Here is a 19,669-nt window from a genome sequence, read left to right on the forward strand (position 1 = left end):
CCCGCGTTTTGGCGCGGGCTACACCTCCGGAGAAGTTCCATGCCACAGGATCAGGCGGCCAGCCCGGTCGTGTCCCTGCGCGAACGCGTCAAGTCCCCTCCTGCAAAGTCGATGGTGGACTCCTACTTTGCCCCTGCAATCGCGGCCGGGATCAAGTTCCAGTTTGACTCCGAGATGAAGGTGCATCTGGCGCATGCCCTCATGCTCGCCGAGCGCGGCATCGTTGATCGATCAGAGGTCGCGCAAATCATCGCAACGCTCTTGAACTTGCGAGATGTCGGCGTCTCGGCGCTGACCATCGATTACCAACAGGAAGACCTTTTCTCCTATATTGAGCGCTACATCGTGGAGCGTCTCGGGCCTAGTACGGGAGGGCGGCTGCATACGGGTCGAAGCCGGAATGACATGCACGTGACCTCGTGGCGGCTTGCCCTGAGAGCACGACTTGTGGACCTGATGAAGGTTGTCCTTGACCTTCGGCGCACACTGATCCGTCTTGCCGGTCAGCATGTCGATACCGTGATGCCGGGATACACTCATACCCAGCATGCTCAACCTATCTCCTTCGGGTACTATCTCCTGGCCGCTGCCGATCTTGTCGAAAGAGACTTTGCAAGGCTCGCCGGCGCCCTGTCGCATGTCGATCGTAGCCCCTTGGGCGCGGGTGCGCTCTCGACAACAGGGTTCCCCATCGATCGGGACATGACCCGCGACCTGTTGGGTTTCGCGGAACTCGTCGAGGTCGGATATGACGGAGTTGCCATTCGCGACGACGTGCACGAAACCGCCGCCGCCGTCGCCATCCTCATGACGGGGATCTCGCGGGCGGCGACCGATCTGCAGACTTGGAATACGATGGAGTTTGGTTTCATCGAGCTTGATGATGCCTACTCCAGCGTGAGCAGCATCATGCCGCAGAAAAAAAATCCGCAGGCGCTCGAGCACGTGAAAGGTGTTGCTGCGATCGCCATCGGCGCTCTCACGACTGTACTGGCCTGCAGCAAGAACACTCATCTCGCTGATGTGAATGACGGCGTTTCGGCACCCAACGCTCCTGCATTGGAAGCCATCGAACGCGTCATCCGATCACTTATTGTCTTTGAAGGGACTCTCTCTACCCTGAAAGTCCGCACAGACGTCATGCTGCATTCAGCAGAGATTGGCTTCGGGACGGCAACAGAGCTTGCCGACATCATCGTCCGAGAGACGGGGCTGTCGTTCCGCATGGCTCACAATGTCGTGGGTAAAGTCGTTCGCGAAGCGATCGAGGCAGGCCGCATCGCAACCGATATTACCGCGTCCGACCTTGACGCGGCCTCTCAATCCTTGTTCGGACACGCTCTCAACATCTCCGAGGATAAGGTTGCGACGGCACTCGATCCTGCCGAAAACCTGAAAACGCGTACCGTCACGGGTGGCCCTGCGCCGGAGCGAATGGCCGAGATGCTTGCTAGACGGACAAGCGATCTCGACCGAGACTCTCACGGTGTCGACGAGATCGTCCGCAGGGTGGCGGATGCGGATGCGCGGCTCGAAGACCAAGCTCGGCACTTAGTGGCCAGCTCCAGTCCGACCGCTCCATCAAAGATCGTGAGTTAACTCAATGGCGCAGCTTGAAATTCGACAGGTCAGCAAGGTCTTCACGGACCACACGGCGGTCTCCAATGTCAGCCTCACCGTGAACGACGGCGAATTCCTAGTCCTGCTGGGCCCATCCGGTTGCGGCAAGAGCACGTTGCTTCGCATGATCGCAGGGCTCGAGCTGCCAACCTATGGTGACATCGTCATCGGCGGACGTTTAGCCACGCGACTACAGCCCAAGGATCGGAACATCGCCATGGTGTTCCAGAACTATGCACTTTACCCTCACCTGACAGTCTACGAGAACATCGCCTTTCCGCTTCGCGTCCGGGGGGCAAATACAAAGAACGTCGACGAGAAAGTGAGATGGGCTGCAGGTCTCGTAGGGCTCGACAGTCTCCTGAAGCGCAAGCCGCGTCAGATGTCGGGTGGCGAAAGGCAGCGGACGGCACTTGCGCGTTCGCTTGTACGGGACCCTGATGTCTTTTTGCTGGACGAGCCGCTCTCAAACCTCGATGCCAAGCTGCGACATTCGGCACGGGAGGAATTGCGTCAGTTTCAAGACCGCGTTGGCGTGACGTCAGTCTACGTCACCCACGATCAAGTGGAGGCCATGGGTCTCGGAGACCGGATCGTCGTGATGCAGGGTGGGACCGTAAGACAGATTGGCACACCCGAAGAGATCTATCAGTATCCAGCGGACACCTTCGTGGCGACCTTCATGGGTTCCCCGCCCATGAACCTGATTCAGCAAGACGATATCACCCTGGGCTTTCGCCCGGAGAACTTCCTGCCCGAGAGCAATTATCCGTCGGGAAGCGATGTTACCCGCATCGCATTTCGTGTTTATAGGGTGGAGTATCTTGGAGGCGATCGGCTCCTCTATGGTCATGTCTGCGGGGGCTTGCCCGAGACGCCGGCGATAGCCCGGATACCGTCGAGCGTCTCCTACTCCCCTGTCGTCGGATCGGAGACGCCCTTCGCGGTCGCCACGGCAGACCTACGACGCTTCGAAACATCGAGCGGCAGGGCATTACCGGTTGACGGAATAGTCGTCGAGCGGAGGCTTGCCCATGGCTGACGCCCGCGCGGCAATGGATGGCGATCGCACGCTCGCCTATGCGACACTGGCCCCAAGTTTCTTCCTGCTGGTTCTTCTTGCGGCCGTTCCAACAGTCACCGTGTTCGCGACGGCCATGCAGGATGTCGGCATGGGAGACATGTCCGGTCCTTATGTAGGCTTTGAGAATTTTGCCTGGGCTCTCGAAAGCCAAGCATTCTACACAGCCTTATGGAACACGTTTGTCTGGGTCTTCGGAAGCGTAGCGATAGAGATGATTTTCGGTCTTGGACTGGCGCTCCTTCTCAACAAGACATTTCTGTTTCGTGGCGTCGCCCGCGCAGTCATCCTGGCACCATACCTGGTGCCGACGGTCGTGGCCGTTCTTGTCTGGCGCTACATGTTCCACGATATCGTCGGCATCATCAACGCTGGACTTATCACCGTCGGTGTAATCGACAAGCCGCTTCTATGGCTCAACAGCCAGTCCCTGGCCATGACATCGGTCATTCTCGTCGGCGTCTGGAAGTTCTTTCCCTTCGTGGTCATTGCACTTCTTGGCATCCTTCAGTCGATCCCTCAGGAGCAGTACGAAGCCGCTAAAATCGACGGTGCCAGTGGCTTTCAGCAGTTCTGGCGTATCACCCTCCCCTATGTGATGCCGGTCTTCCTCCTGACGGCGCTCCTGCGCACCATCTGGAGCTTCCATAAGTTCGAGATCATCTATCTGATGACAGGAGGCGGTCCCCTCGACGCGACGACGACGCTGCCGATCCTTGTATACCTGAAGGCTTTCTCGGATTTCGAGTTTGGACGTGGAGCGGCTGTCGCCATTCTGACCTTCACGATTCTGATCGTTTTCCTCGGACTGTACTTCCTCCTCATCAAGCGCGCGGAGGCTCACCAATGACATCGGCAACCCTGTCCATCGCAACGGCTCCGGATAGACCGCGACGTAACCATGAGCTGGCGGACGTGCATCATCTTGCCTCGCGCATGATGGTCTATCTTCTGGCTTTCACGGCCGTGTCCGTTGTCGGATTCCCGCTCTTTTGGATGGTGCTATGTTCCTTTAAGCCTGGTGGCGAACTCTATGCGACCCCCCCAAGCTTCCTACCACGGGAATGGACACTGCAGAATTACCGAGACCTCTTCGTTCAGACTAACTTTCCGACCTACTTCGCGAATAGCCTCATCGTGGCGGGAGGAGCGACCGTTCTATCGCTTGTGATTGGAGGCCTCGGCGCCTATAGCCTCAGCCGATTCAAGTTCTTCGGGATAGCCGCTTTCTCAAATGCGGCACTGATCTGCTACATGCTACCTGAGGTTCTGATCGTTCTTCCGCTCTATATCTATGTAGTGAAACTCGGCCTTGCCGATACCCTGATCGCGCTCATCATCGCCAACACGGCATTTACGCTTCCGCTCGCGCTCTGGTTCATGCGATCCTACTTCAACGCCATACCTGTCAGCCTGGAAGAGAGCGCGATGATCGATGGCTGCACACGACTGCAGGCCATGTACAAGGTCACAGTGCCGCTCGCGCTTCCTGGCATTATCTCCGTCGGTGTTTTTGCCTTCAACCATGCGTGGAACGAGTTTCTTTTCGCTCTTGTCTTCACTTCCTCAGAGCGGAACAAGACACTGCCGCTCGGTCTCGCCACATGGATTGGGCAGGACAACATCTACTCTTGGGGGATGCTGCTCGCTGGGGCCGTTCTCGTCACGATTCCTGTCGTACTCTTCTATCTGCTCGTTCAACGCAAACTGGTCGTCGGACTGTCCGATGGCGGTGCCAAGGGCGAGTAACTGTCGCCGCTCTTTCTAGACCTGAGGTCATCATGAAGATCAAGAATGTCACCGTCATTGCCGTTGAGATTCCGCTCTCGAAGAACTTCGGTGGCAGCCGGTACAACGTCACGAAGCGATGCACGATCATCACCCGCATGGAAACGGACGCAGGGTTGATCAGCGAGGTCTATAACGGCGACAACCGGGATCATATGCATGAGGTTGTCGAGATCATCGAGAAGGAGCTGACGCCTCTCGTGATCGGGGAGGATGTGTTTGCCATCGAGCGCATTTGGCAAAAGCTTTTCAAGCAAGCCGAATGGAATCGTGATCGCAAGCTCGTCATGGAGGCGATCGCGTGCATCGACAGTGCAGTCTGGGATCTCATGGGCAAGGCCGCCGGCGTGAATGTTTGCCGGCTCCTCGGAGGCTATCGCCAAGAACTGCCGATCATCTGCATCGGCGGGTATTATGAGGAAGGCAAAACCCTTTCGGATCTCGGTCGCGAAATGGAGCGCCTCAAGGAGGCGGGGCTCGCTGGCTGCAAGGTCAAGGTCGGCGGCATGACGGCTGAGAAGGATGCCGAGCGTGTGGAAGCCGCCCGCAAGGGGGCTGGCGACGACTTCATGATTGCGGTCGACGCTAACCGCGGCTGGCCGGTCTCCGAGGCGGTGCGCTTCGCACGCATGATCGAGCAGTATGACATTGCTTGGTTCGAGGAGCCGTGCCACTGGCACGATGACGCGCGAATGATGGCGCAGGTGCGCCGTTCTACGCGTATCCCGATCGATGCAGGCCAGAGCGAAGCAACCAGCGCCGGAGTTCGGCGTCTTGTGGCGGAAGGAGCAGTGGACATCGTGAACTTTGACGCGTCGGAAGCTGGAGGCATTACCGAGTGGCGACGGGCTGCAGCGCTATGCTACCTCAACGACATTCGTGTCGGCCATCATGAAGAGGCCCAGATCGCCATGCATATGATCGCTGCCATTCCGAACGGATTATGTGTCGAGTGCTTCGAACCGGCCCGCGACCCTATCTGGGCAGAGATGATTGCCAACCGTCCCAATCCAAAGAACGGCATCATTCAGGTCCCTCAGGGACCTGGATTTGGACTTGAGTTGAACTGGGACATGATCAAGCGCTTCCAAGTGCATTGAGCCCGATGTGACGTCTATCGATCAGGTCAGTTCGTTAGGCCATAAGGTCCGCAGTCAGCGGGTGCGCCTCGCGAAGCGTGTTCGCCTAGCGACAGCCTTCGGTCTCATGGCTATCTCCGGCCTCGTCTGGACGTCGTTCAGTCTTTTTCTCGTTGCCATTGAAGGAGATGTCCACTGGTCGAGGGTCGAGATCGCAGGGGCCTTCAGTGTCTTTGCGCTCACCAACGCGTTGACGGCTCCAGCATTCGGTCACGCCCTAAGCCGCTGGGATAGCCGCCGCCTTCTTGCTGCAGCGGCGCTTGTCCTCGGCCTGGCTCTGTGCGGCCTCTCATTAGTGGAGACACCGCGCGCCTATTGGATAGTATTCGGTTTCATCGGCGGCCTCGGAAGTCATTGCACGAGTTCTTATGCCGTCTTCGCGGTTCTGGCCGGCCGGTTCCGCGACCGTCCTGCGACGGCGATGGCCATCGCGGATGCGGGGTCGAGCTTTGCTACCTTCCTGGGACTTCCTATCATTCATTGGATTATCGTGACTTCCGGATGGCGGTCGGCTTACCTGGCATTAGGGTTGCTGGTTGCCGTCGTTGGAGGAGCTCTGCATCTTCTTGCAATGGACCCGGTTCGCAGAGTTCAACAGACAGCGAGCACGAGACACCTCTCCATCGGTATGCCTCTCGTTCTGCTTCTTGCGATCGCTACTGCCTATTTTTGCGGTTCTGCAGCCTATCAGGGGCTTATCACACAACAGGTCGCCCTGCTGGACGATTACGGTGTCGCTGAAAATCTCGCTGTTTGGGTCGTCGCTCTCGCGGGCCTGATCCTCTTCGTCTGGCGCATTGGGTCGGGCTATCTCTGCGATCTATGGGGGCCGGAAAGGGTCATGATGATCGCTGCCACGGCAATCATCATGACATTTGCGTCGATAACGATCGGTGCGTCGTTTATGGCGTTGGGTCCTTTGCTCATCTTCCCATTGGCAGGAAGCATCGCCTTTGGCGGACAACAGGTCATGCTCGCCGCCACCGTCCAGCTCATGACCCATCAGACCGATTTTGCCCGTATCCTTGGGATCTGTCGCATGGCTTCAGGTATCGGAATGGCTGTCGGCCCCCTCATCGCGGGATACGCCTACGACCTCAATGGCGGGTACAAGGCACTTCTGCTCATACTTGCAGCCATATCCTTCGGGCATGTCATCGCCTACGTGACGGCGGTCGAGCTTGGCCGAAAGAGACACTCGTCTACAGTCGCGAAACAGGGCGGATGAATTATGCCCAGGCTCAGCTGAGCCTTTGTGAAACCGAACATGGGGACTAGGTTAAACCTGCGGAATTTCAGATCTGGAGGAACGAAACCTCTCGTTTGCGACGCAGTCGCGCCTCCCGATTAAGGCCCACCTTGGAAACGAACTGATCGAAGGGTGAGCCCTCCAACGCGCGATGACAGATTGGGTTGGAGCTGAACCGAATAGGGTCAACTTCATGACAGACGTGCGCGAAGCCGCGGTGCCGTCCAGTCGATAAAAGCACGAGCCTTAGATGCGAGGCGGCCACGTTCGGGATAAACGAGGGTTACGGGCATGGGTTCGGGGGCGAAATCCTCGAGGATGGCGAGTAGGACACCTGAGTGCAACTCCCGCTCGACCTGATATGACAGGAGCCTTGCAACCCCCAAACCCGCAACCGCTGCGGCGACTGCAGCTTCCGTCGAGTTCACGGCGAGGCGCGTGCGCGGCTCGGTGGTCCATGCGGAGCTGTCGCCGCGGTAGCGCCACTCGGGCGCACGTTCGAAGCCTTGGAACGTGATGCCGTCATGCCCAGCGAGGTCACCAGGCGTGGTAGGAAACCCGCGTTGGGCTAGGTAGGTAGGGCTGGCGCAGGCAATGCGGCGTATGGCACCGACCTTCGCCGCCCGTAAGCCGCCATCGATCAAATGGCCGATGCGAACGGCAACATCGATGTGATCTTCGATGAGGTTCACTTGACGGTCGTTGAGCAGGAGCCGCAGGTCGATGTCAGGGTGGTCCTTCAGGAAGTCGAGGGCGACCGGGAGAACATGCGTTCGACCGAACATGGTAGGCGCCGTCACATGGAGTTCGCCCCTGAGCACCGTGTACTCGCCCGCCGCCTCGCGCTCTGCCTCCCGGACCTGCTCCAAGATGCGCTTGGCCGCCTCAACATAGGCGCGGCCCGCATCGCTCAGCTCCACCTGTCGGCTTGTGCGCACCAGGAGCTGGGCGCTCAGATGCCGTTCCAGGTCCGCCACCCTTCGGCTCACTGTGGCTAGCGGCACGCGCAGGTGTCGCGATGCAGCCGAAAGGCTGCCCTGTTCTACGACAGTGAGCAGAACAGTCATGGCATTGAAGCGATCCATCAATCCTTCCATAAGATGAGAGGCAATGTCTCATATTCTCAGGATATCGCTGGTAAATTGGAAGGTCTAGTGTCCACTTATGTCCGGACACCGATATTGATTGAGATCGATCGTCCGGCTCATCCATTGCTGGAGCTTATCCCATGCCCCTCTCGCTCTCCCGCCGCGCATTTGCCTTAGGCCTCCCAACGGCCGGTCTCTTGGCCGCCGGGCAATCCCTTCCTGTGCGAGCCGCCAGCAGTCAGTCCGCTCCCGCTATCACCCCGCTTGCGCAAGTCAGGGTTGGTCGCTTCACCGTGACGGCCTTGTCGGACGGCTATGCTGACATGCCTTACGTCTACTTCCCAGGCCGGACGCCAGAGCAGGTTGAAGCTGCCGCCAAGGCCCAGTTCACAGCGCGGCCGGGCGGTGTGCGCTTCCTGTTCAATCAGTATCTCGTCGAGGACGGATCCAGCCGTATCTTGATCGATGCCGGACCCGCCGGCACGTTGGGCCAAACCGGGCGCCTCCCCCAGGCGCTCGCCGCCTGCGGGCTGAGATTGGATCAAATCGAGGCCGTGATCGTCACCCATATGCACCAGGATCACCTTGGTGGCCTTGTCGCGGGCGGGCGCCGTGTCTTCCCGAGAGCGGAGGTGTATGTCGACCGGCGCGATATTGCGCATTGGACCGATCCGGCCAAGCAGGCCGGTGCGCCCGATTATCTTCAGCCTAGCTTTCGCCTCTCGGCCGACCTCGTCCGCCTGTATCCAAATCTCCAGGCGACGCAGGGCGACCACCAGATCGCCCGCGGCGTGTCGCTTGTCGATCTTGCAGGACATACCCCAGGCCATATCGGTGTGCGGATCGAAGACGGAGGACAGAGCCTGATCATGGTTTCCGACATGCTTTTTCCCGTGGTGCACCCGACCATGGGCACCGACGTGAATTTCCTAATGGAAGCGGATCGACCGGCGGCTCAGGCCATGCGGGCGCGCTTCTTCCCTCGGGCGGCCGAGGAGGGTGTGCTCATCGCAGCCACGCACATGCCCTTCCCCGGTCTCGGCCGGATCGTGTCCGACCAAGGTCGCCTGACGTGGAATGTCGCGGATTGGGCTTACCAGGACTGACCCCACATCCTCTAGCTCTCGACGAGGTTGACCATGCTACACAGATGGCTGGAGATCGCTTCGACCCCTTCTGTGAAGGCCGAGCGTGAGCGCAACGGCAGTGCGGCCCAGTATGCGCGCGTGGACGGGACACTGGACCGAACTGGGCCAGTCCGAAATGACCGGTTCGGCGACGCAGAGTCAGAATTCATCGCGGGACGCGACGGGTTTTATCTCGCCTCCGTGTCGGAGACCGGCTGGCCCTATGTGCAGTACCGGGGTGGCCCAATAGGATTCTTGCGGGTCTTGGATGATCGTACCCTTGGCTTCGCGGACTTTCGGGGCAACCGTCAATATGTAACGGCTGGCAACATCGCGACGAACGACCGGGTTTCGCTCTTCCTGATGGACTACGCCCATCGGCGGCGCCTCAAGATCTTCGGACATTTGCGGATGATCGATCGGACTGCGGACCCCGAACTGGTTGCAAGCCTCGCTTCATCCGAGTACTCGGCGCGTTGGGAGCGTGCGGCGCTGATCCGGGTCGAGGCTTTCGACTGGAACTGCCCTCAGCACATCACGCCACGCTTCACGCAAGAGGAACTGGAGCCCATGCTCGCCCCCATACGTGAGGAAATCGAGACCTTGCGCGCCGAGAACCAACGTCTTCATCACCTGCTGGGTCGAAAGGCGTGATCTATCGATCTTGAAGAAAGCTGCTCGAGGACCCGCTCATGCGGACCATTGAGCAGCGATGAGCATGAACGGTCATTAGACGGGCTGAGAATCCTCCCGGGTAGGCGTTAGACCATGCTGTGCCCGAATCAAATCTGCGGCCCGTTCCCCAATGACCACGCAGGGCGCCATTGTATTCCCAGTGGTGATCCGGGGCATGATCGACGAGTCGGCGATGCGAAGACCTTCGATGCCATAAACCTTCAGTTGGTTATCGACGACCGACATTTCATCCCTGCCCATCTTCGCTGTACAGGACTGATGCCAGTAGGTAACCGCGGATCGCCGGATAAAATCCACCATACCGGCTCGGTCCCGCGCGCCTGGAGCCGTCTCGCCTGTGACCAGGGGCGCAAACGCTTCGCTATTCCCAAGATCGCGGCACAATTCCACGGCGACCAAGGCCGCAGCCATGTCTTCCGGTTCGCTGAGTGAATTCGGCTCGATCAAGATAGGATTTGCGGAGTTCGCGCCTGACAGCCGCATCCGACCTCGACTCCTGGGCTGAGCGAGGCCAGCGAACATCGTCCAGCCGTGTTCGGGCGTATCGAGTCCCGTCTCGATCGGCGAAGGAACGGCGAACTCCAATTGACACTGCAGGATGTCAGGCTGGGTTAGCCGCGCGTCGCTTTTCCAGTACAGTTTGGCTTCGCATCCGCCCCCGCCGACCCCCTCGGGCTTTTTGTAGGCCCAGGTGCAGCCGAAGGCGAGATGGTCCTGATGATTGCGGCCGACACCCGGCAGATGCTGAATGATGGAAATACCGTGAGCCCGCAACTCCTGCTCCGGCCCGATCCCTGATTGCATCAGCACTTTCGGTGTATGGATCGCGCCGAGGGACAACACCGTCTCGCATCGGGAGATCAGGCGAAACTGCCGGCCATCGATGAGAACCTCTACCCCCGTCACCCGCTTTCCATCGAAGGTCAGGCGCGTCACCAGCGCACCGGTGAGAACCGTGAGGTTCGGTTGCGACAGAAGGGGACGTACATAGGAGCCGAACATGGATTCCCGCTTGCCGTCGCGAATCCGCAATTCGGCGATCGATGCACCACCAGGGCTCTCCATCATCTCACCATTCGGTGTGTCGAAGACGGGAATTCCAATCGTGGATGCTGCCCTCAACAAAGACTCGGCGATCGGTTGGGGCTTGTGAGGCTGTGCAACATAGGCTGGCCCTTCCCCGCCGCGTCGGATCGGGTCAGGCTCTCCCTGCCAATTTTCGATCCGGCGATAGTAGCGAAGGACGGATTGGTAACCCCACGCCTCATCACCGGCCTCGGCGGCAAAATGGTCCCAATCTTCCTTGTGCCCCCTCGCCCATACCATGACGTTGATACTCGACCCTCCACCAAGCCCTTTTCCCATGCTGAGAGGGAGACGCCGATTGTCGAGTCCCGGCGCTGGCTCTCCCGTGAACCCCCAGTCCCGACTGGAGCCGAGATTGAGCGGCCACTGCCCTGGATTCGTAACCGTTTCGGCCGCGTCGTCTCCTCCCGCCTCGAGCAGCAGCACGCGGGCGCACCCATCTTCTGCCAACCGCGCGGCGACAACCGAGCCGCTGGAGCCGGCGCCGCAGACGATAAAGTCGAAAACGTCGCTGACCTCGCCGTTCGAAAGGGCGGAATGATCGGATGGATTTTGGTCACAGGTCTTCGGCTTCACGTGACGGACCTCCGTGAATGGAACGAGGGATGGATTGTCATTGTCGATCGGCGGCTCGGTCGGACGTCTCGCTTTGGGCGTGCGTTACTTTGCACGGCCATGCTTAGCGTGGTCCCACCTAGCCACCCTTGAGAGAACTTGCTTGTCGCTAACGGAACAGGATCGACTGCTCCGGTGAGGCAGGGTTCATCAGCGTGACACTTTCGTCGAGATGGCCTTGGCGGCCTGGTCAATGGTGTCCGCAACGACGCCAGGCTGCGTCATGAAGAGAGCATGGCTCGCCGAAACCTTCGTGACCTGTGCCTTGATGCGCTCTGCCATATGGATCAGCATCGCCTGATCGAACGCCTTGTCCTCGGTGGCGATCACGGCCCAACTTGGCTTCGAGCGCCAGGCCGCATTCTGGAGCGTCGTGCCGAACGCCGACATGTTGATCGGGACCTGCGAGTCACTCATGAAGGCGACATCGGCATCGCTGGCATCATGAGCAAAACCAGACTTGAATTTCGTCGGGCTGACATACCCGAATCCATCCTTCGTCGTTTCGATCACGAACTCTGAGGCAGGCGCAAATCCTTGATATTGCTGAGCCGTCGTCTCGCCCGCATCAGGCGACAGCGCCGAGACATAAACAAGGCCCGCGACTTTCTCGTCAATGCCGGCCTCGGTAATAACCGTACCACCCCAAGAGTGGCCCACGAGGATGACCGGCCCAGTCTGCCGCTCAAGAGCTCGCTTTGTGGCTGCGACGTCGTCTTCGAGCGATGTCAGCGGATTCTGAACGATCGTGACCCGATAGCCGCGCTTCGAGAGATTGTCGTAGACTCCCCTCCAGCCGGATCCGTCGGCAAAAGCGCCGTGGACGAGCATGATGTTCTTGACAGCTTGGCTGGCAGGAATGGTCTCAGAAACCGCGGGTGATACGGTCCCTGAAAGGCCTGTTGCGGCCATAGCGACGGCGGCGATGCTGTTGGTGATCTTGATCATGACGACTTGCCCTCCTCAAAAGCGATAATTGTTATCGCGATAAATATAAATACTCAGATCAGCTGATCCGTGTCAATATTTTTTATCGCGATATTGTTTTTTGCGATATCAACGGTATGTTCAAGCGTCAAGGACCAAGAGTATGAGCCATCAAAAAAACGATCCACCGCCTCTCCAAGACCAGCTCTGCTACGCAATCTATACTGCTGGAATCGCGATCCAGCGCGCTTACAAACCTCTCCTCGATGAGCTGGGCCTGACGTATCCGCAATACCTCGTGCTCAACGTTCTATGGAGCGAGGACGAGCAGACCGTAGGCGCGATTGCCCGTACCCTTGCGTTGGAATCGAGTACCCTGACGCCGCTCTTAAAGCGCCTCGAGACGTCCGGCCTGCTGCGCAGATCCCGGAACAGGAACAATGAGAGGCAGGTGGTGATCGCATTGACTGAAGTGGGTCGAGCGCTGCAACACAAGGCAGGCTGCCTGAGCGACGCCTTGCTTGCAGCTTCGACGCAAACGCCAGAGAACCTAGCGGCTCTCAACCGAGACGTGCGCAATCTCCGCAACGCGGTCTATTCCCACATCGGGGGGTGGGACGCCCCCGCCTGATTTGGCGACGCGTGAAAACCTTATGCCGTGGGCACCGTACCCCCGTCGATGACGTATTCGGTTCCTGTGATCGACGCGGCGCGTTCAGAGGCTAGGAATGCGATCAGGTCCGCAACTTCCGCTGGTTCGGCCGGGCGTCCGAGCGGTATTCCGCCTAGCGCGTCCATGATGAGCTTCTTACCGCCCTCAAGATCAGTCCCCGCCCCTTTCGCCAAGCGCTCGGCGAAATGGATGGACGCGTCCGTTGCGATCCAGCCCGGTGATACCCGAACCACTCGGACGCCTCTGGGAGAGACCTCCTTCGACAACGCCTTGCTGTAGGTCGATAGCGCAGCCTTGGCTGCAGCATAAGCGGTTGTGGATTCCGGAAGAGGCAGTACGTTCTGAATGGACGTGACGTGGATGAGCACGCCGCTTCCGCGAGAGACCATGTCCGGCACCAGATGTCGATCCATCCGCAAAGCGGGGAAAAGGTTCAAGGACAGCTCCCGCTGCCACTCGGCATCGGTGAGCGCCGAGAAGCCTCCTCCAGGCGCGGACGAACCACCCAGCATATGGACGATGACATCGACGCCACCGAGACGTTGGCGCGCGGCGTCCGCGACGGTCGCGCACCCCTCCTCAGTTGTCAGGTCAGCCTCGACGAACATGGTCTCGGGCAGGCTGTCCGGTCGCGCCCGCGCCGTGGTCAGCACCCTCGCCCCAAGTTCGCGAAACAGACTGACGGTCGCCGCTCCGGCACCTTTGGTTCCAGCCGTGATGAGTGCGCGCTTGCCGACCAGATTGAGAAAGTCAGTCATCACCGGATCTCCAGGCTGGCAATTTTGTCGTCGCTGATGGCGAAGGCATAGCAGAGGGTCACGGGGCTGCCCGAAAGCTGGCCGCTGACCTTGGCTCGAACGAAAGCCGTATTGCCATCGACCATTGCTTCCAGGGGTTCAGCGACGTGCTGCGCTTTCTGTTTCGCGGCCAGCCACCAGTCGCGTATTGCGAGTACGCCTTGGTAACTAGCGCCTTCGTCCGCAACGATGGCGTCGACCGTAAATGTCCGGACCACCGAATGCTCATCCTCCCGGCGGTCAGCCTCGAAGAATGCCTCCAAAACCTTAGGCATGTTCATCGTGTTTCTCCGTTTCAATATTCCCGAAGCCACGATTTAGCGCTCGACCATTACACAGATAAGTGGGATAAATCAGCATGCGAAGATGAACAGATCGGGACAATGGAACAGGCAAGCCTGAAAGATCTGGAGGCGGTCATAGCCATTGCGCGGCGCGGAACGTTCCGGGCGGCGGCTATCGACCTTGGAACGTCCACCACGGCGTTGAGCCATACGATCGCAAAGCTCGAAGCGGTCCTCGGCGTTCGCCTTTTCAACCGCACCACCCGCAGCGTCTCGCTCACGGATGCCGGAAAGCTTTTTGTCGAGCAGGTCGCCCCGTCGCTCCAGAACATCTATGCGGCGCTAGAAGCCGTACGCTCCCAGCGGGAAACCCCCTCCGGGACGATACGGATCAATGCCGCGCCTTTCGCAGCGCGCGCCATCATTTCCCCGCTGATATTGGAGTTTCTACGCCGGTATCCGGATATGAATGTCGATCTGGTGACCGATGGAAAGATGGTCGACATCGTTCGGGACGGATTCGATCTCGGCGTCCGGGTCGCCGGGCTCGTACCAAGCGACATGATCGCGGTCTCGCTTGGCCGACCTCAACGTCATGCTGTGGTAGGGTCTCCCGCTTATTTCGAGCGGCAGGAGAGGCCTATCGTTCCCTTGGATCTCCTCAAGCACAGGTGCATTCGGGTTCGCCTGCCTGACGGATCCCTCTACCACTGGCGGTTCGAGAGAGACGGAGAGCCGGTGCAGATCGATGTGGCAGGGCCGATCTCACTCGATGAGGCAAGCCTGGTCAGGACGGCGGTGCTTGAGGGGACGGGCCTGGGATACACCATGGAGCAGGAAATCCTGCCGGACATCGAGGCGGGGCGCGTGATCCGGGTTCTGGAGGATTGGACGCCACCCTACCCAGGTCTTTGTCTCTACCATCCCGGGCGACGTCATCTATCGGCTGGGATGAAAGCCTTTTTGGATTTGGCGCGTGATATCTCCAGGCGCCCAGCGGGGTCAATCCTGAGATCCATGCTCAAATCCTGAAAATCGATCATACGCAGCGTCCAACAAGGGTTCCACCGAGCCTGCTACACTATCCCGGAATCGTTCGCACTCTTCTCGCTCACGGCAAGCGCTCCTGCCCATTCAGGCGGTAACTGATACACCATTTCACGGCACGATGGTCACTGGTCGGATTTTGCACGGCTCCAAACAAAAGAAGTGCAGGATGGGCGCTCGCCCACGCTTGTCCGCCAATGCCTATCCATGGCACTGGAACAAGGACTCTCAAGTCCAAGGCCATGCCTACAGGTGCGAACAGACGAATGATTGAGATCCGAGGTGTTCACAAGGAATTTTCGATCAACGGTGCTGTGGTTACGGCGCTCAGTCCTACCGACCTCGATGTGAGCCGCGGCGAGTTCATCAGCATCATCGGTCCGTCAGGGTGCGGGAAATCGACCCTCCTGCGCATCCTCGCCGGCTTGGAAACCCCGAGTGGCGGATCCATCACGCTCGATGACGGCAGCTCGGCCCGGCAGCGCGTCGGCTTCGTTTTCCAGGAGCCGGTTCTTCTGCCATGGCTTTCGACGCTGGAGAATGTTCGCTTCCCTCTGGATACGGCCGGAATCGCCCGGACGGAAGCCGACAGACATGCCGCAGACCTTCTGAAGCTCGTGGGGCTGAACGGTTTCGAAACGGCCCTCCCCCGCGCCCTGTCGGGCGGAATGCGCCAGCGGGTTTCCATCGCGCGTGCGCTGTCCTATGACCCAGCTTTGCTCCTGATGGATGAGCCCTTCGGCGCTTTGGATCTCATCACTCGCGACAGACTGAATGATGAGCTCCTTTCGATCTGGGCTCACACGAAGAAGACCATCCTGTTTGTCACGCACAGCGTCGAGGAAGCTGCCTATCTGTCCGACAGGGTCATCGTGATGTCCTCACGACCCGGCCGGATCAAGAGCGTCTACAATGTGGATCTTGCTCGCCCTCGAGGAGAGAATACGAAGTTGGATCCAGGATTCCATCAGTTGATGGCGGACCTTCGGCGGGATCTCCGATGAAGGGCTTTTGGAGAGCCATCGAGACCACTGTCGCTATCGCAGGCATCATTGCAGTGTGGGATCTCTACACCCGCATCTATGATGTTCCCAACTTCCTGCTTCCTTCGCCGGTCTCCGTCTGGAGCGCGTTTCTAGAAGCCGCTCAAGGACCGCTCCTCGGACATCTTCTTCACACCGTTACAATACTTGTCTCCGGCTACATCCTCGGCGTGCTATCAGGGATGGCAAGCGGCCTTCTTCTGGCAAAGAGCGAGCGGGTGGAACGCTGGCTGTCCGGCCCGATCCTGTTTCTGCAGACCGCTCCCAAGATCGCACTGGCACCCCTCTTCGTCATTTGGTTCGGCTTGGGGATTACGTCCAAACTCATCCTGATCGTATCGCTTGTCTTCTTTCCCGTTCTGATCGCAACTCTCATCGGCATCCGTTCGGTCGACAGGAGACTGCACGATCTGGCGCGGGTGCTTCATCTCAATTTGTGGCAGCGTTTCCGCCGCATCGAGTTCCCTTCCGCTCTTCCAGAGATCTTCATCGGCCTTCGAGTGGGAGCCGTGCAGGCTGTTGTTGGCGCGATTCTGGCTGAATGGATGTCCGGCAAGCAAGGACTGGGGTACCTGATGACCTTTGCAACGGCAACGTATAAGACCCCGCTCTTGTTTGCAACGGTCATCTTAACCGCGCTGTTAGGCATTGTCGTCTACCAGATCATCGAGTTCCTCGAGCGCCGATTGCTCTCCTGGCGAGATCAGCCATGACCCACTCAGTTTCACGCTCCGCGGCATTCCCCTGGCTTGACGGGCAGCCCACTCATTTGCCCTGCGAGTCCGGGGACGTGATGCCGTCGGTTCTTCTTCCAGGAGATCCAGACAGGGTCTCGAAGGCCGCTGCGGTCTTGGATCAGGTGAAGGAGATCGGACGCAGGCGGGAATTTCAGATGGCCCGCGGGATGTGGAACGACGTGCCGATCACCGTCTGCTCGACGGGAATCGGCGGCCCTTCGACAGAAATCGCGGTCGTGGAGCTTGCCAACCTTGGAATGAAAAGAGCCATCCGGGTCGGAGGAATGGGAGCGATCGACCCGAGCATGCCGCTGGGCTCTTTCCTGATCGTCGATACCGCCCTTCGGAACACGGGGACGGCTCGCGTTTATGATCCATCGTGTGAGCCCATTCCAGCCTCGCCCGAGGTCGTGGAAGCCCTCGAGCGGGCCGCGACGATCCTCAAGCTGCCATTCCGCAAGGGCTCAATCCATACCACCGATTCCTACTACTGGGGGCAGGAGCGTTTGGCTCGGCCCGGCGCCGATCCGGAGACGTTGCCAACAGCCGGGCTGATGCGACGGCTGACCGAGGCTGGCGCCGTCGGTATGGACATGGAGTGCGAAGCGCTGTTCGCTGTCGGCCGGGCCCTTGGAAGCCAAGTTGGAGCCGTCTTGGCGGTCCACGGCAATCGCGCGACGGATCAATGGCTGGAGGATTATGAGGAAACCCAGCACAATCTCATTCGCCTTGCAGCAACCGCAGTATCACTTCTCGACGCCAAGTAAGGCGTCCAATCCGGGAGATCTCTGATGAAGCGTCGAACCTTTCTCGCAGGCAGCACGCTCGCCGCAGTTGCAGGTATCATTCCACGGGTAGCCGGCGCTCAGAGCGCCGAGTCGGTGACCCTGCAGATCGACGGGGCCGCCGTTCCGTTCTATGCCCCCATCTACGTTGCCCAGGACAAGGGGCTGTTCGCGAAGAACGGCCTTGAAGTTCGCATCGTCTATGCCGCCGCCGCAGACATCATGCGCAACGTGGCGGCCGGCAATGTGCAGTTCGGCTTCCCGAACGGGGATGCGGTCATTGCCGCGAAGGCCAGTGGACTTCCCGTCAAGGTTGTTCATACCACGTATCAACGCGGCATTGGCGCGACCCTTTTCAAAACTTCCGAGAACATCAAGAGCTTTGCGGATCTGAAAGGCAAGACCGTTGCGGTCACCAGCCTGGGAAGCCCGAATTATCTTCAGCTCCAAGTAGGGCTGAAGCAGTCCGGCCTGAAGCTGGATGACGTCAATGTCGAAGTGATTGCCACCGGGGCGATTGTGCAGGCTCTGCAAGCGGATAAGGTCGACGCTATCGTTTTCTCGGAGCTGCGGCGCTACAATCTTGAAGCGGAAGGCGTGCAGGTCGGCATGATTTCATCAAACGACTTCCTGCCGTCCTTCGGCAATGTCGTTGTGACCGGTGATCGGTATCTTCAGAACAGCCCGAAGGCAGTGAGCGGCTTCAACGCGGCTCTTAGCGAGGCCATCCAATGGGTTATCGATGGTCACGTGGACGAAGCTCTCGCTATTGCGATCGATAAGCATGCCCAGACATGGAAGGGACAGGAAGCCGTGTTGAAGCGCGCCTTCACGGACTCGTTCATCCCGTCGATCTGGCAAAGCGCTCTGACGAAGCAGAAGGGAATCGGCGCGGGAGATCTTGGAGCTTGGCAGAAGAACATCGACATCCTGGCGGAATACAAGGTGATCGAGAAGGGCTTCAAAGCCCAGGACCTCGTGGTTCAGCCCAGCGATATCAAAGCCTAGTCCCGCGGCCTCCGTCGAAAGGCGGAGGCCTCCACCCATAGGTTACAATGACAATAACCAGCGTCCTGACGGCTCTCCGCACGCTCACCATAGCAATTGCCATCTGGTGGATTTTCGTGCTCGTGGCGAACGTGCCGTCCTATCTGCTCCCCGCACCGGACGCCGTTGCATCCCGATTCGTCTTCCTGGCCCAAACCGCCGAGCTGACGAAGCACATCCGCGTGACGCTTTTGGAGATTGGCGCGGGATTCGTCCTGGGAGGATTCCTGGGCGTCGCCTTTGGATGGCTATTCGTGCGGGTGCCTGTTTTGGGCCGCCTCCTGTCACCTCTCATCCTGCTCCTCCAGACGGCACCCAAGATTGCAATCGCACCCTTGCTTCTTTTGTGGCTGGGATTGGATATGGGCCCCAAGATTACCCTGATCGCGATCGTGACCTTCTTCCCCGTCATGGCAGGCGCCATGACGGGATTTGCAGCTGTCGAGAAACCGTATCAGGATCTTGGCACTCTCCTCCGGTTGAGCCCTTGGCAGCGCTTTCGGCGTATCGAGCTCCCCTTCTCGCTGCCACCTATCCTGGCAGGCTTTCGGATAGCGTCGACCCAGGCAGTTACTGCAGCGGTCATTGGGGAACTTATGGGAGCAACTTACGGCCTCGGCTATCTCCTTAGCCTTGGGCAGGAGAATGGCGATGCGAGCGTAGTCATCGTCGCGATCCTGATCCTGTCCACGATTGGCTGGGGCTTTCATGAACTCATCAGGCTCTGTGAAAGATACATGCTGAGTTGGCACGCCAGCCACTTAGCCATCGAGGCTTAATGGGCAAGGATGACCGCGCGATGCGCAGTCCACGACAGGCCTCAGCCTGAATCGAGGCGTG

At 59.2% G+C, this 19,669-nt stretch carries 20 protein-coding genes; 15 read left to right on the top strand and 5 right to left on the bottom strand.

From position 1 onward, the window contains the following. Positions 1-39 precede the first annotated feature (39 nt). The 6 genes from argH to ILT42_RS06185 are packed head-to-tail and all read left to right on the top strand — an operon-like array spanning position 40 to position 6,856. The gene (gene argH, locus ILT42_RS06160; RefSeq protein ID WP_204214552.1) at positions 40-1,599 is read left to right on the top strand and encodes an argininosuccinate lyase; all 1,560 of its coding nucleotides are present in this window, start codon (positions 40-42) and stop codon (positions 1,597-1,599) included. 4 nt (positions 1,600-1,603) lie between these two features. Beyond that, entirely contained in the window at positions 1,604-2,662 is a 1,059-nt protein-coding gene (locus ILT42_RS06165; RefSeq protein WP_204214553.1) for an ABC transporter ATP-binding protein, read from the top strand. Next, entirely contained in the window at positions 2,655-3,551 is an 897-nt protein-coding gene (locus ILT42_RS06170; protein ID WP_204214554.1) for a carbohydrate ABC transporter permease, read from the top strand. Before ILT42_RS06165 ends, ILT42_RS06170 begins: the two co-directional genes overlap by 8 nt. Further along, the gene (locus ILT42_RS06175) at positions 3,548-4,450 is read left to right on the top strand and encodes a carbohydrate ABC transporter permease (RefSeq protein ID WP_204214555.1); all 903 of its coding nucleotides are present in this window, start codon (positions 3,548-3,550) and stop codon (positions 4,448-4,450) included. The genes ILT42_RS06170 and ILT42_RS06175 overlap by 4 nt, the downstream gene beginning before the upstream one ends. A 32-nt stretch (positions 4,451-4,482) precedes the next feature. Beyond that, positions 4,483-5,589, top strand: a complete 1,107-nt coding sequence (locus ILT42_RS06180) for a mandelate racemase/muconate lactonizing enzyme family protein (protein ID WP_204214556.1) — start codon at positions 4,483-4,485, stop codon at positions 5,587-5,589. A gap of 7 nt (positions 5,590-5,596) precedes the next feature. Then, the gene (locus ILT42_RS06185; protein ID WP_204214557.1) at positions 5,597-6,856 is read left to right on the top strand and encodes an MFS transporter; all 1,260 of its coding nucleotides are present in this window, start codon (positions 5,597-5,599) and stop codon (positions 6,854-6,856) included. Between the two features lie 212 nt (positions 6,857-7,068). On the opposite strand, the gene ILT42_RS06190 is transcribed toward ILT42_RS06185, so the two are convergent. Continuing rightward, positions 7,069-7,962, bottom strand: a complete 894-nt coding sequence (locus tag ILT42_RS06190) for a LysR family transcriptional regulator (RefSeq protein ID WP_204214558.1) — start codon at positions 7,960-7,962, stop codon at positions 7,069-7,071. A gap of 143 nt (positions 7,963-8,105) precedes the next feature. Between ILT42_RS06190 and ILT42_RS06195 the strand changes: the two genes are divergently transcribed. Together ILT42_RS06195 and ILT42_RS06200 are read left to right on the top strand one after the other, a co-directional pair. Further along, complete coding sequence (locus tag ILT42_RS06195) at positions 8,106-9,071, top strand: MBL fold metallo-hydrolase (RefSeq protein WP_229428354.1); 966 nt, start codon at positions 8,106-8,108, stop codon at positions 9,069-9,071. Between the two features lie 33 nt (positions 9,072-9,104). Continuing rightward, complete coding sequence (locus ILT42_RS06200; protein WP_204214560.1) at positions 9,105-9,746, top strand: pyridoxamine 5'-phosphate oxidase family protein; 642 nt, start codon at positions 9,105-9,107, stop codon at positions 9,744-9,746. 75 nt (positions 9,747-9,821) lie between these two features. Here the strand turns inward: ILT42_RS06200 and ILT42_RS06205 are convergent, their stop codons facing one another. Then, a complete protein-coding gene (locus ILT42_RS06205) occupies positions 9,822-11,450 on the bottom strand; it encodes a GMC family oxidoreductase (RefSeq protein ID WP_204214561.1) in 1,629 nt (542 codons plus the stop codon). A 189-nt stretch (positions 11,451-11,639) separates the two neighbouring features. Continuing rightward, positions 11,640-12,437 carry an alpha/beta fold hydrolase gene (locus tag ILT42_RS06210; RefSeq protein ID WP_204214562.1) on the bottom strand — a complete coding sequence of 266 codons (798 nt, stop codon included), beginning with the start codon at positions 12,435-12,437 and terminating at the stop codon, positions 11,640-11,642. A 142-nt stretch (positions 12,438-12,579) separates the two neighbouring features. Between ILT42_RS06210 and ILT42_RS06215 the strand changes: the two genes are divergently transcribed. Further along, positions 12,580-13,047 carry a MarR family winged helix-turn-helix transcriptional regulator gene (locus tag ILT42_RS06215; RefSeq protein WP_204214563.1) on the top strand — a complete coding sequence of 156 codons (468 nt, stop codon included), beginning with the start codon at positions 12,580-12,582 and terminating at the stop codon, positions 13,045-13,047. Positions 13,048-13,067: 20 nt separating this feature from the next. Here ILT42_RS06215 and ILT42_RS06220 read toward each other — a convergent pair whose 3' ends face one another. Together ILT42_RS06220 and ILT42_RS06225 are read right to left on the bottom strand one after the other, a co-directional pair. Next, complete coding sequence (locus tag ILT42_RS06220) at positions 13,068-13,847, bottom strand: SDR family oxidoreductase (RefSeq protein ID WP_204214564.1); 780 nt, start codon at positions 13,845-13,847, stop codon at positions 13,068-13,070. After that, a complete protein-coding gene (locus tag ILT42_RS06225) occupies positions 13,847-14,167 on the bottom strand; it encodes a nuclear transport factor 2 family protein (RefSeq protein WP_204214565.1) in 321 nt (106 codons plus the stop codon). Before ILT42_RS06225 ends, ILT42_RS06220 begins: the two co-directional genes overlap by 1 nt. A 102-nt stretch (positions 14,168-14,269) precedes the next feature. Here ILT42_RS06225 and ILT42_RS06230 point away from each other — a divergent pair, with 102 nt between their 5' ends. The 6 genes from ILT42_RS06230 (at position 14,270) to ILT42_RS06255 (ending at position 19,608) form a co-directional block, all read left to right on the top strand. Continuing rightward, the gene (locus tag ILT42_RS06230; RefSeq protein WP_204214566.1) at positions 14,270-15,202 is read left to right on the top strand and encodes a LysR family transcriptional regulator; all 933 of its coding nucleotides are present in this window, start codon (positions 14,270-14,272) and stop codon (positions 15,200-15,202) included. A gap of 257 nt (positions 15,203-15,459) precedes the next feature. Beyond that, positions 15,460-16,221 carry an ABC transporter ATP-binding protein gene (locus tag ILT42_RS06235; RefSeq protein ID WP_204214567.1) on the top strand — a complete coding sequence of 254 codons (762 nt, stop codon included), beginning with the start codon at positions 15,460-15,462 and terminating at the stop codon, positions 16,219-16,221. Beyond that, on the top strand, positions 16,218-16,973 hold the full coding sequence (locus ILT42_RS06240) for an ABC transporter permease (RefSeq protein ID WP_204214568.1): 756 nt from the start codon (positions 16,218-16,220) through the stop codon (positions 16,971-16,973). Before ILT42_RS06235 ends, ILT42_RS06240 begins: the two co-directional genes overlap by 4 nt. After that, entirely contained in the window at positions 16,970-17,764 is a 795-nt protein-coding gene (locus ILT42_RS06245; RefSeq protein ID WP_267874399.1) for a nucleoside phosphorylase, read from the top strand. Before ILT42_RS06240 ends, ILT42_RS06245 begins: the two co-directional genes overlap by 4 nt. A gap of 24 nt (positions 17,765-17,788) precedes the next feature. After that, on the top strand, positions 17,789-18,790 hold the full coding sequence (locus tag ILT42_RS06250) for an ABC transporter substrate-binding protein (RefSeq protein ID WP_204214570.1): 1,002 nt from the start codon (positions 17,789-17,791) through the stop codon (positions 18,788-18,790). 47 nt (positions 18,791-18,837) lie between these two features. Next, on the top strand, positions 18,838-19,608 hold the full coding sequence (locus ILT42_RS06255; protein WP_204214571.1) for an ABC transporter permease: 771 nt from the start codon (positions 18,838-18,840) through the stop codon (positions 19,606-19,608). The last annotated feature ends 61 nt before the right edge of the window (positions 19,609-19,669 follow it).

The organism is Microvirga pudoricolor, assembly GCF_016892705.1.
GTDB classification, from domain to species: domain Bacteria; phylum Pseudomonadota; class Alphaproteobacteria; order Rhizobiales; family Beijerinckiaceae; genus Microvirga; species Microvirga pudoricolor.

Coding starts and splice junctions, on each gene's coding strand:
- argH (WP_204214552.1), top strand. CDS start 40: ATGCCACAGGATCAGGCGGCCAGCCCGGTCGTGTCCCTGCGCGAACGC.
- ILT42_RS06165 (WP_204214553.1), top strand. CDS start 1,604: ATGGCGCAGCTTGAAATTCGACAGGTCAGCAAGGTCTTCACGGACCAC.
- ILT42_RS06170 (WP_204214554.1), top strand. CDS start 2,655: ATGGCTGACGCCCGCGCGGCAATGGATGGCGATCGCACGCTCGCCTAT.
- ILT42_RS06175 (WP_204214555.1), top strand. CDS start 3,548: ATGACATCGGCAACCCTGTCCATCGCAACGGCTCCGGATAGACCGCGA.
- ILT42_RS06180 (WP_204214556.1), top strand. CDS start 4,483: ATGAAGATCAAGAATGTCACCGTCATTGCCGTTGAGATTCCGCTCTCG.
- ILT42_RS06190 (WP_204214558.1), bottom strand. CDS start 7,962: ATGGATCGCTTCAATGCCATGACTGTTCTGCTCACTGTCGTAGAACAG.
- ILT42_RS06195 (WP_229428354.1), top strand. CDS start 8,106: ATGCCCCTCTCGCTCTCCCGCCGCGCATTTGCCTTAGGCCTCCCAACG.
- ILT42_RS06200 (WP_204214560.1), top strand. CDS start 9,105: ATGCTACACAGATGGCTGGAGATCGCTTCGACCCCTTCTGTGAAGGCC.
- ILT42_RS06210 (WP_204214562.1), bottom strand. CDS start 12,437: ATGATCAAGATCACCAACAGCATCGCCGCCGTCGCTATGGCCGCAACA.
- ILT42_RS06215 (WP_204214563.1), top strand. CDS start 12,580: ATGAGCCATCAAAAAAACGATCCACCGCCTCTCCAAGACCAGCTCTGC.
- ILT42_RS06220 (WP_204214564.1), bottom strand. CDS start 13,847: ATGACTGACTTTCTCAATCTGGTCGGCAAGCGCGCACTCATCACGGCT.
- ILT42_RS06225 (WP_204214565.1), bottom strand. CDS start 14,167: ATGAACATGCCTAAGGTTTTGGAGGCATTCTTCGAGGCTGACCGCCGG.
- ILT42_RS06230 (WP_204214566.1), top strand. CDS start 14,270: ATGGAACAGGCAAGCCTGAAAGATCTGGAGGCGGTCATAGCCATTGCG.
- ILT42_RS06235 (WP_204214567.1), top strand. CDS start 15,460: ATGCCTACAGGTGCGAACAGACGAATGATTGAGATCCGAGGTGTTCAC.
- ILT42_RS06240 (WP_204214568.1), top strand. CDS start 16,218: ATGAAGGGCTTTTGGAGAGCCATCGAGACCACTGTCGCTATCGCAGGC.
- ILT42_RS06245 (WP_267874399.1), top strand. CDS start 16,970: ATGACCCACTCAGTTTCACGCTCCGCGGCATTCCCCTGGCTTGACGGG.
- ILT42_RS06250 (WP_204214570.1), top strand. CDS start 17,789: ATGAAGCGTCGAACCTTTCTCGCAGGCAGCACGCTCGCCGCAGTTGCA.
- ILT42_RS06255 (WP_204214571.1), top strand. CDS start 18,838: ATGACAATAACCAGCGTCCTGACGGCTCTCCGCACGCTCACCATAGCA.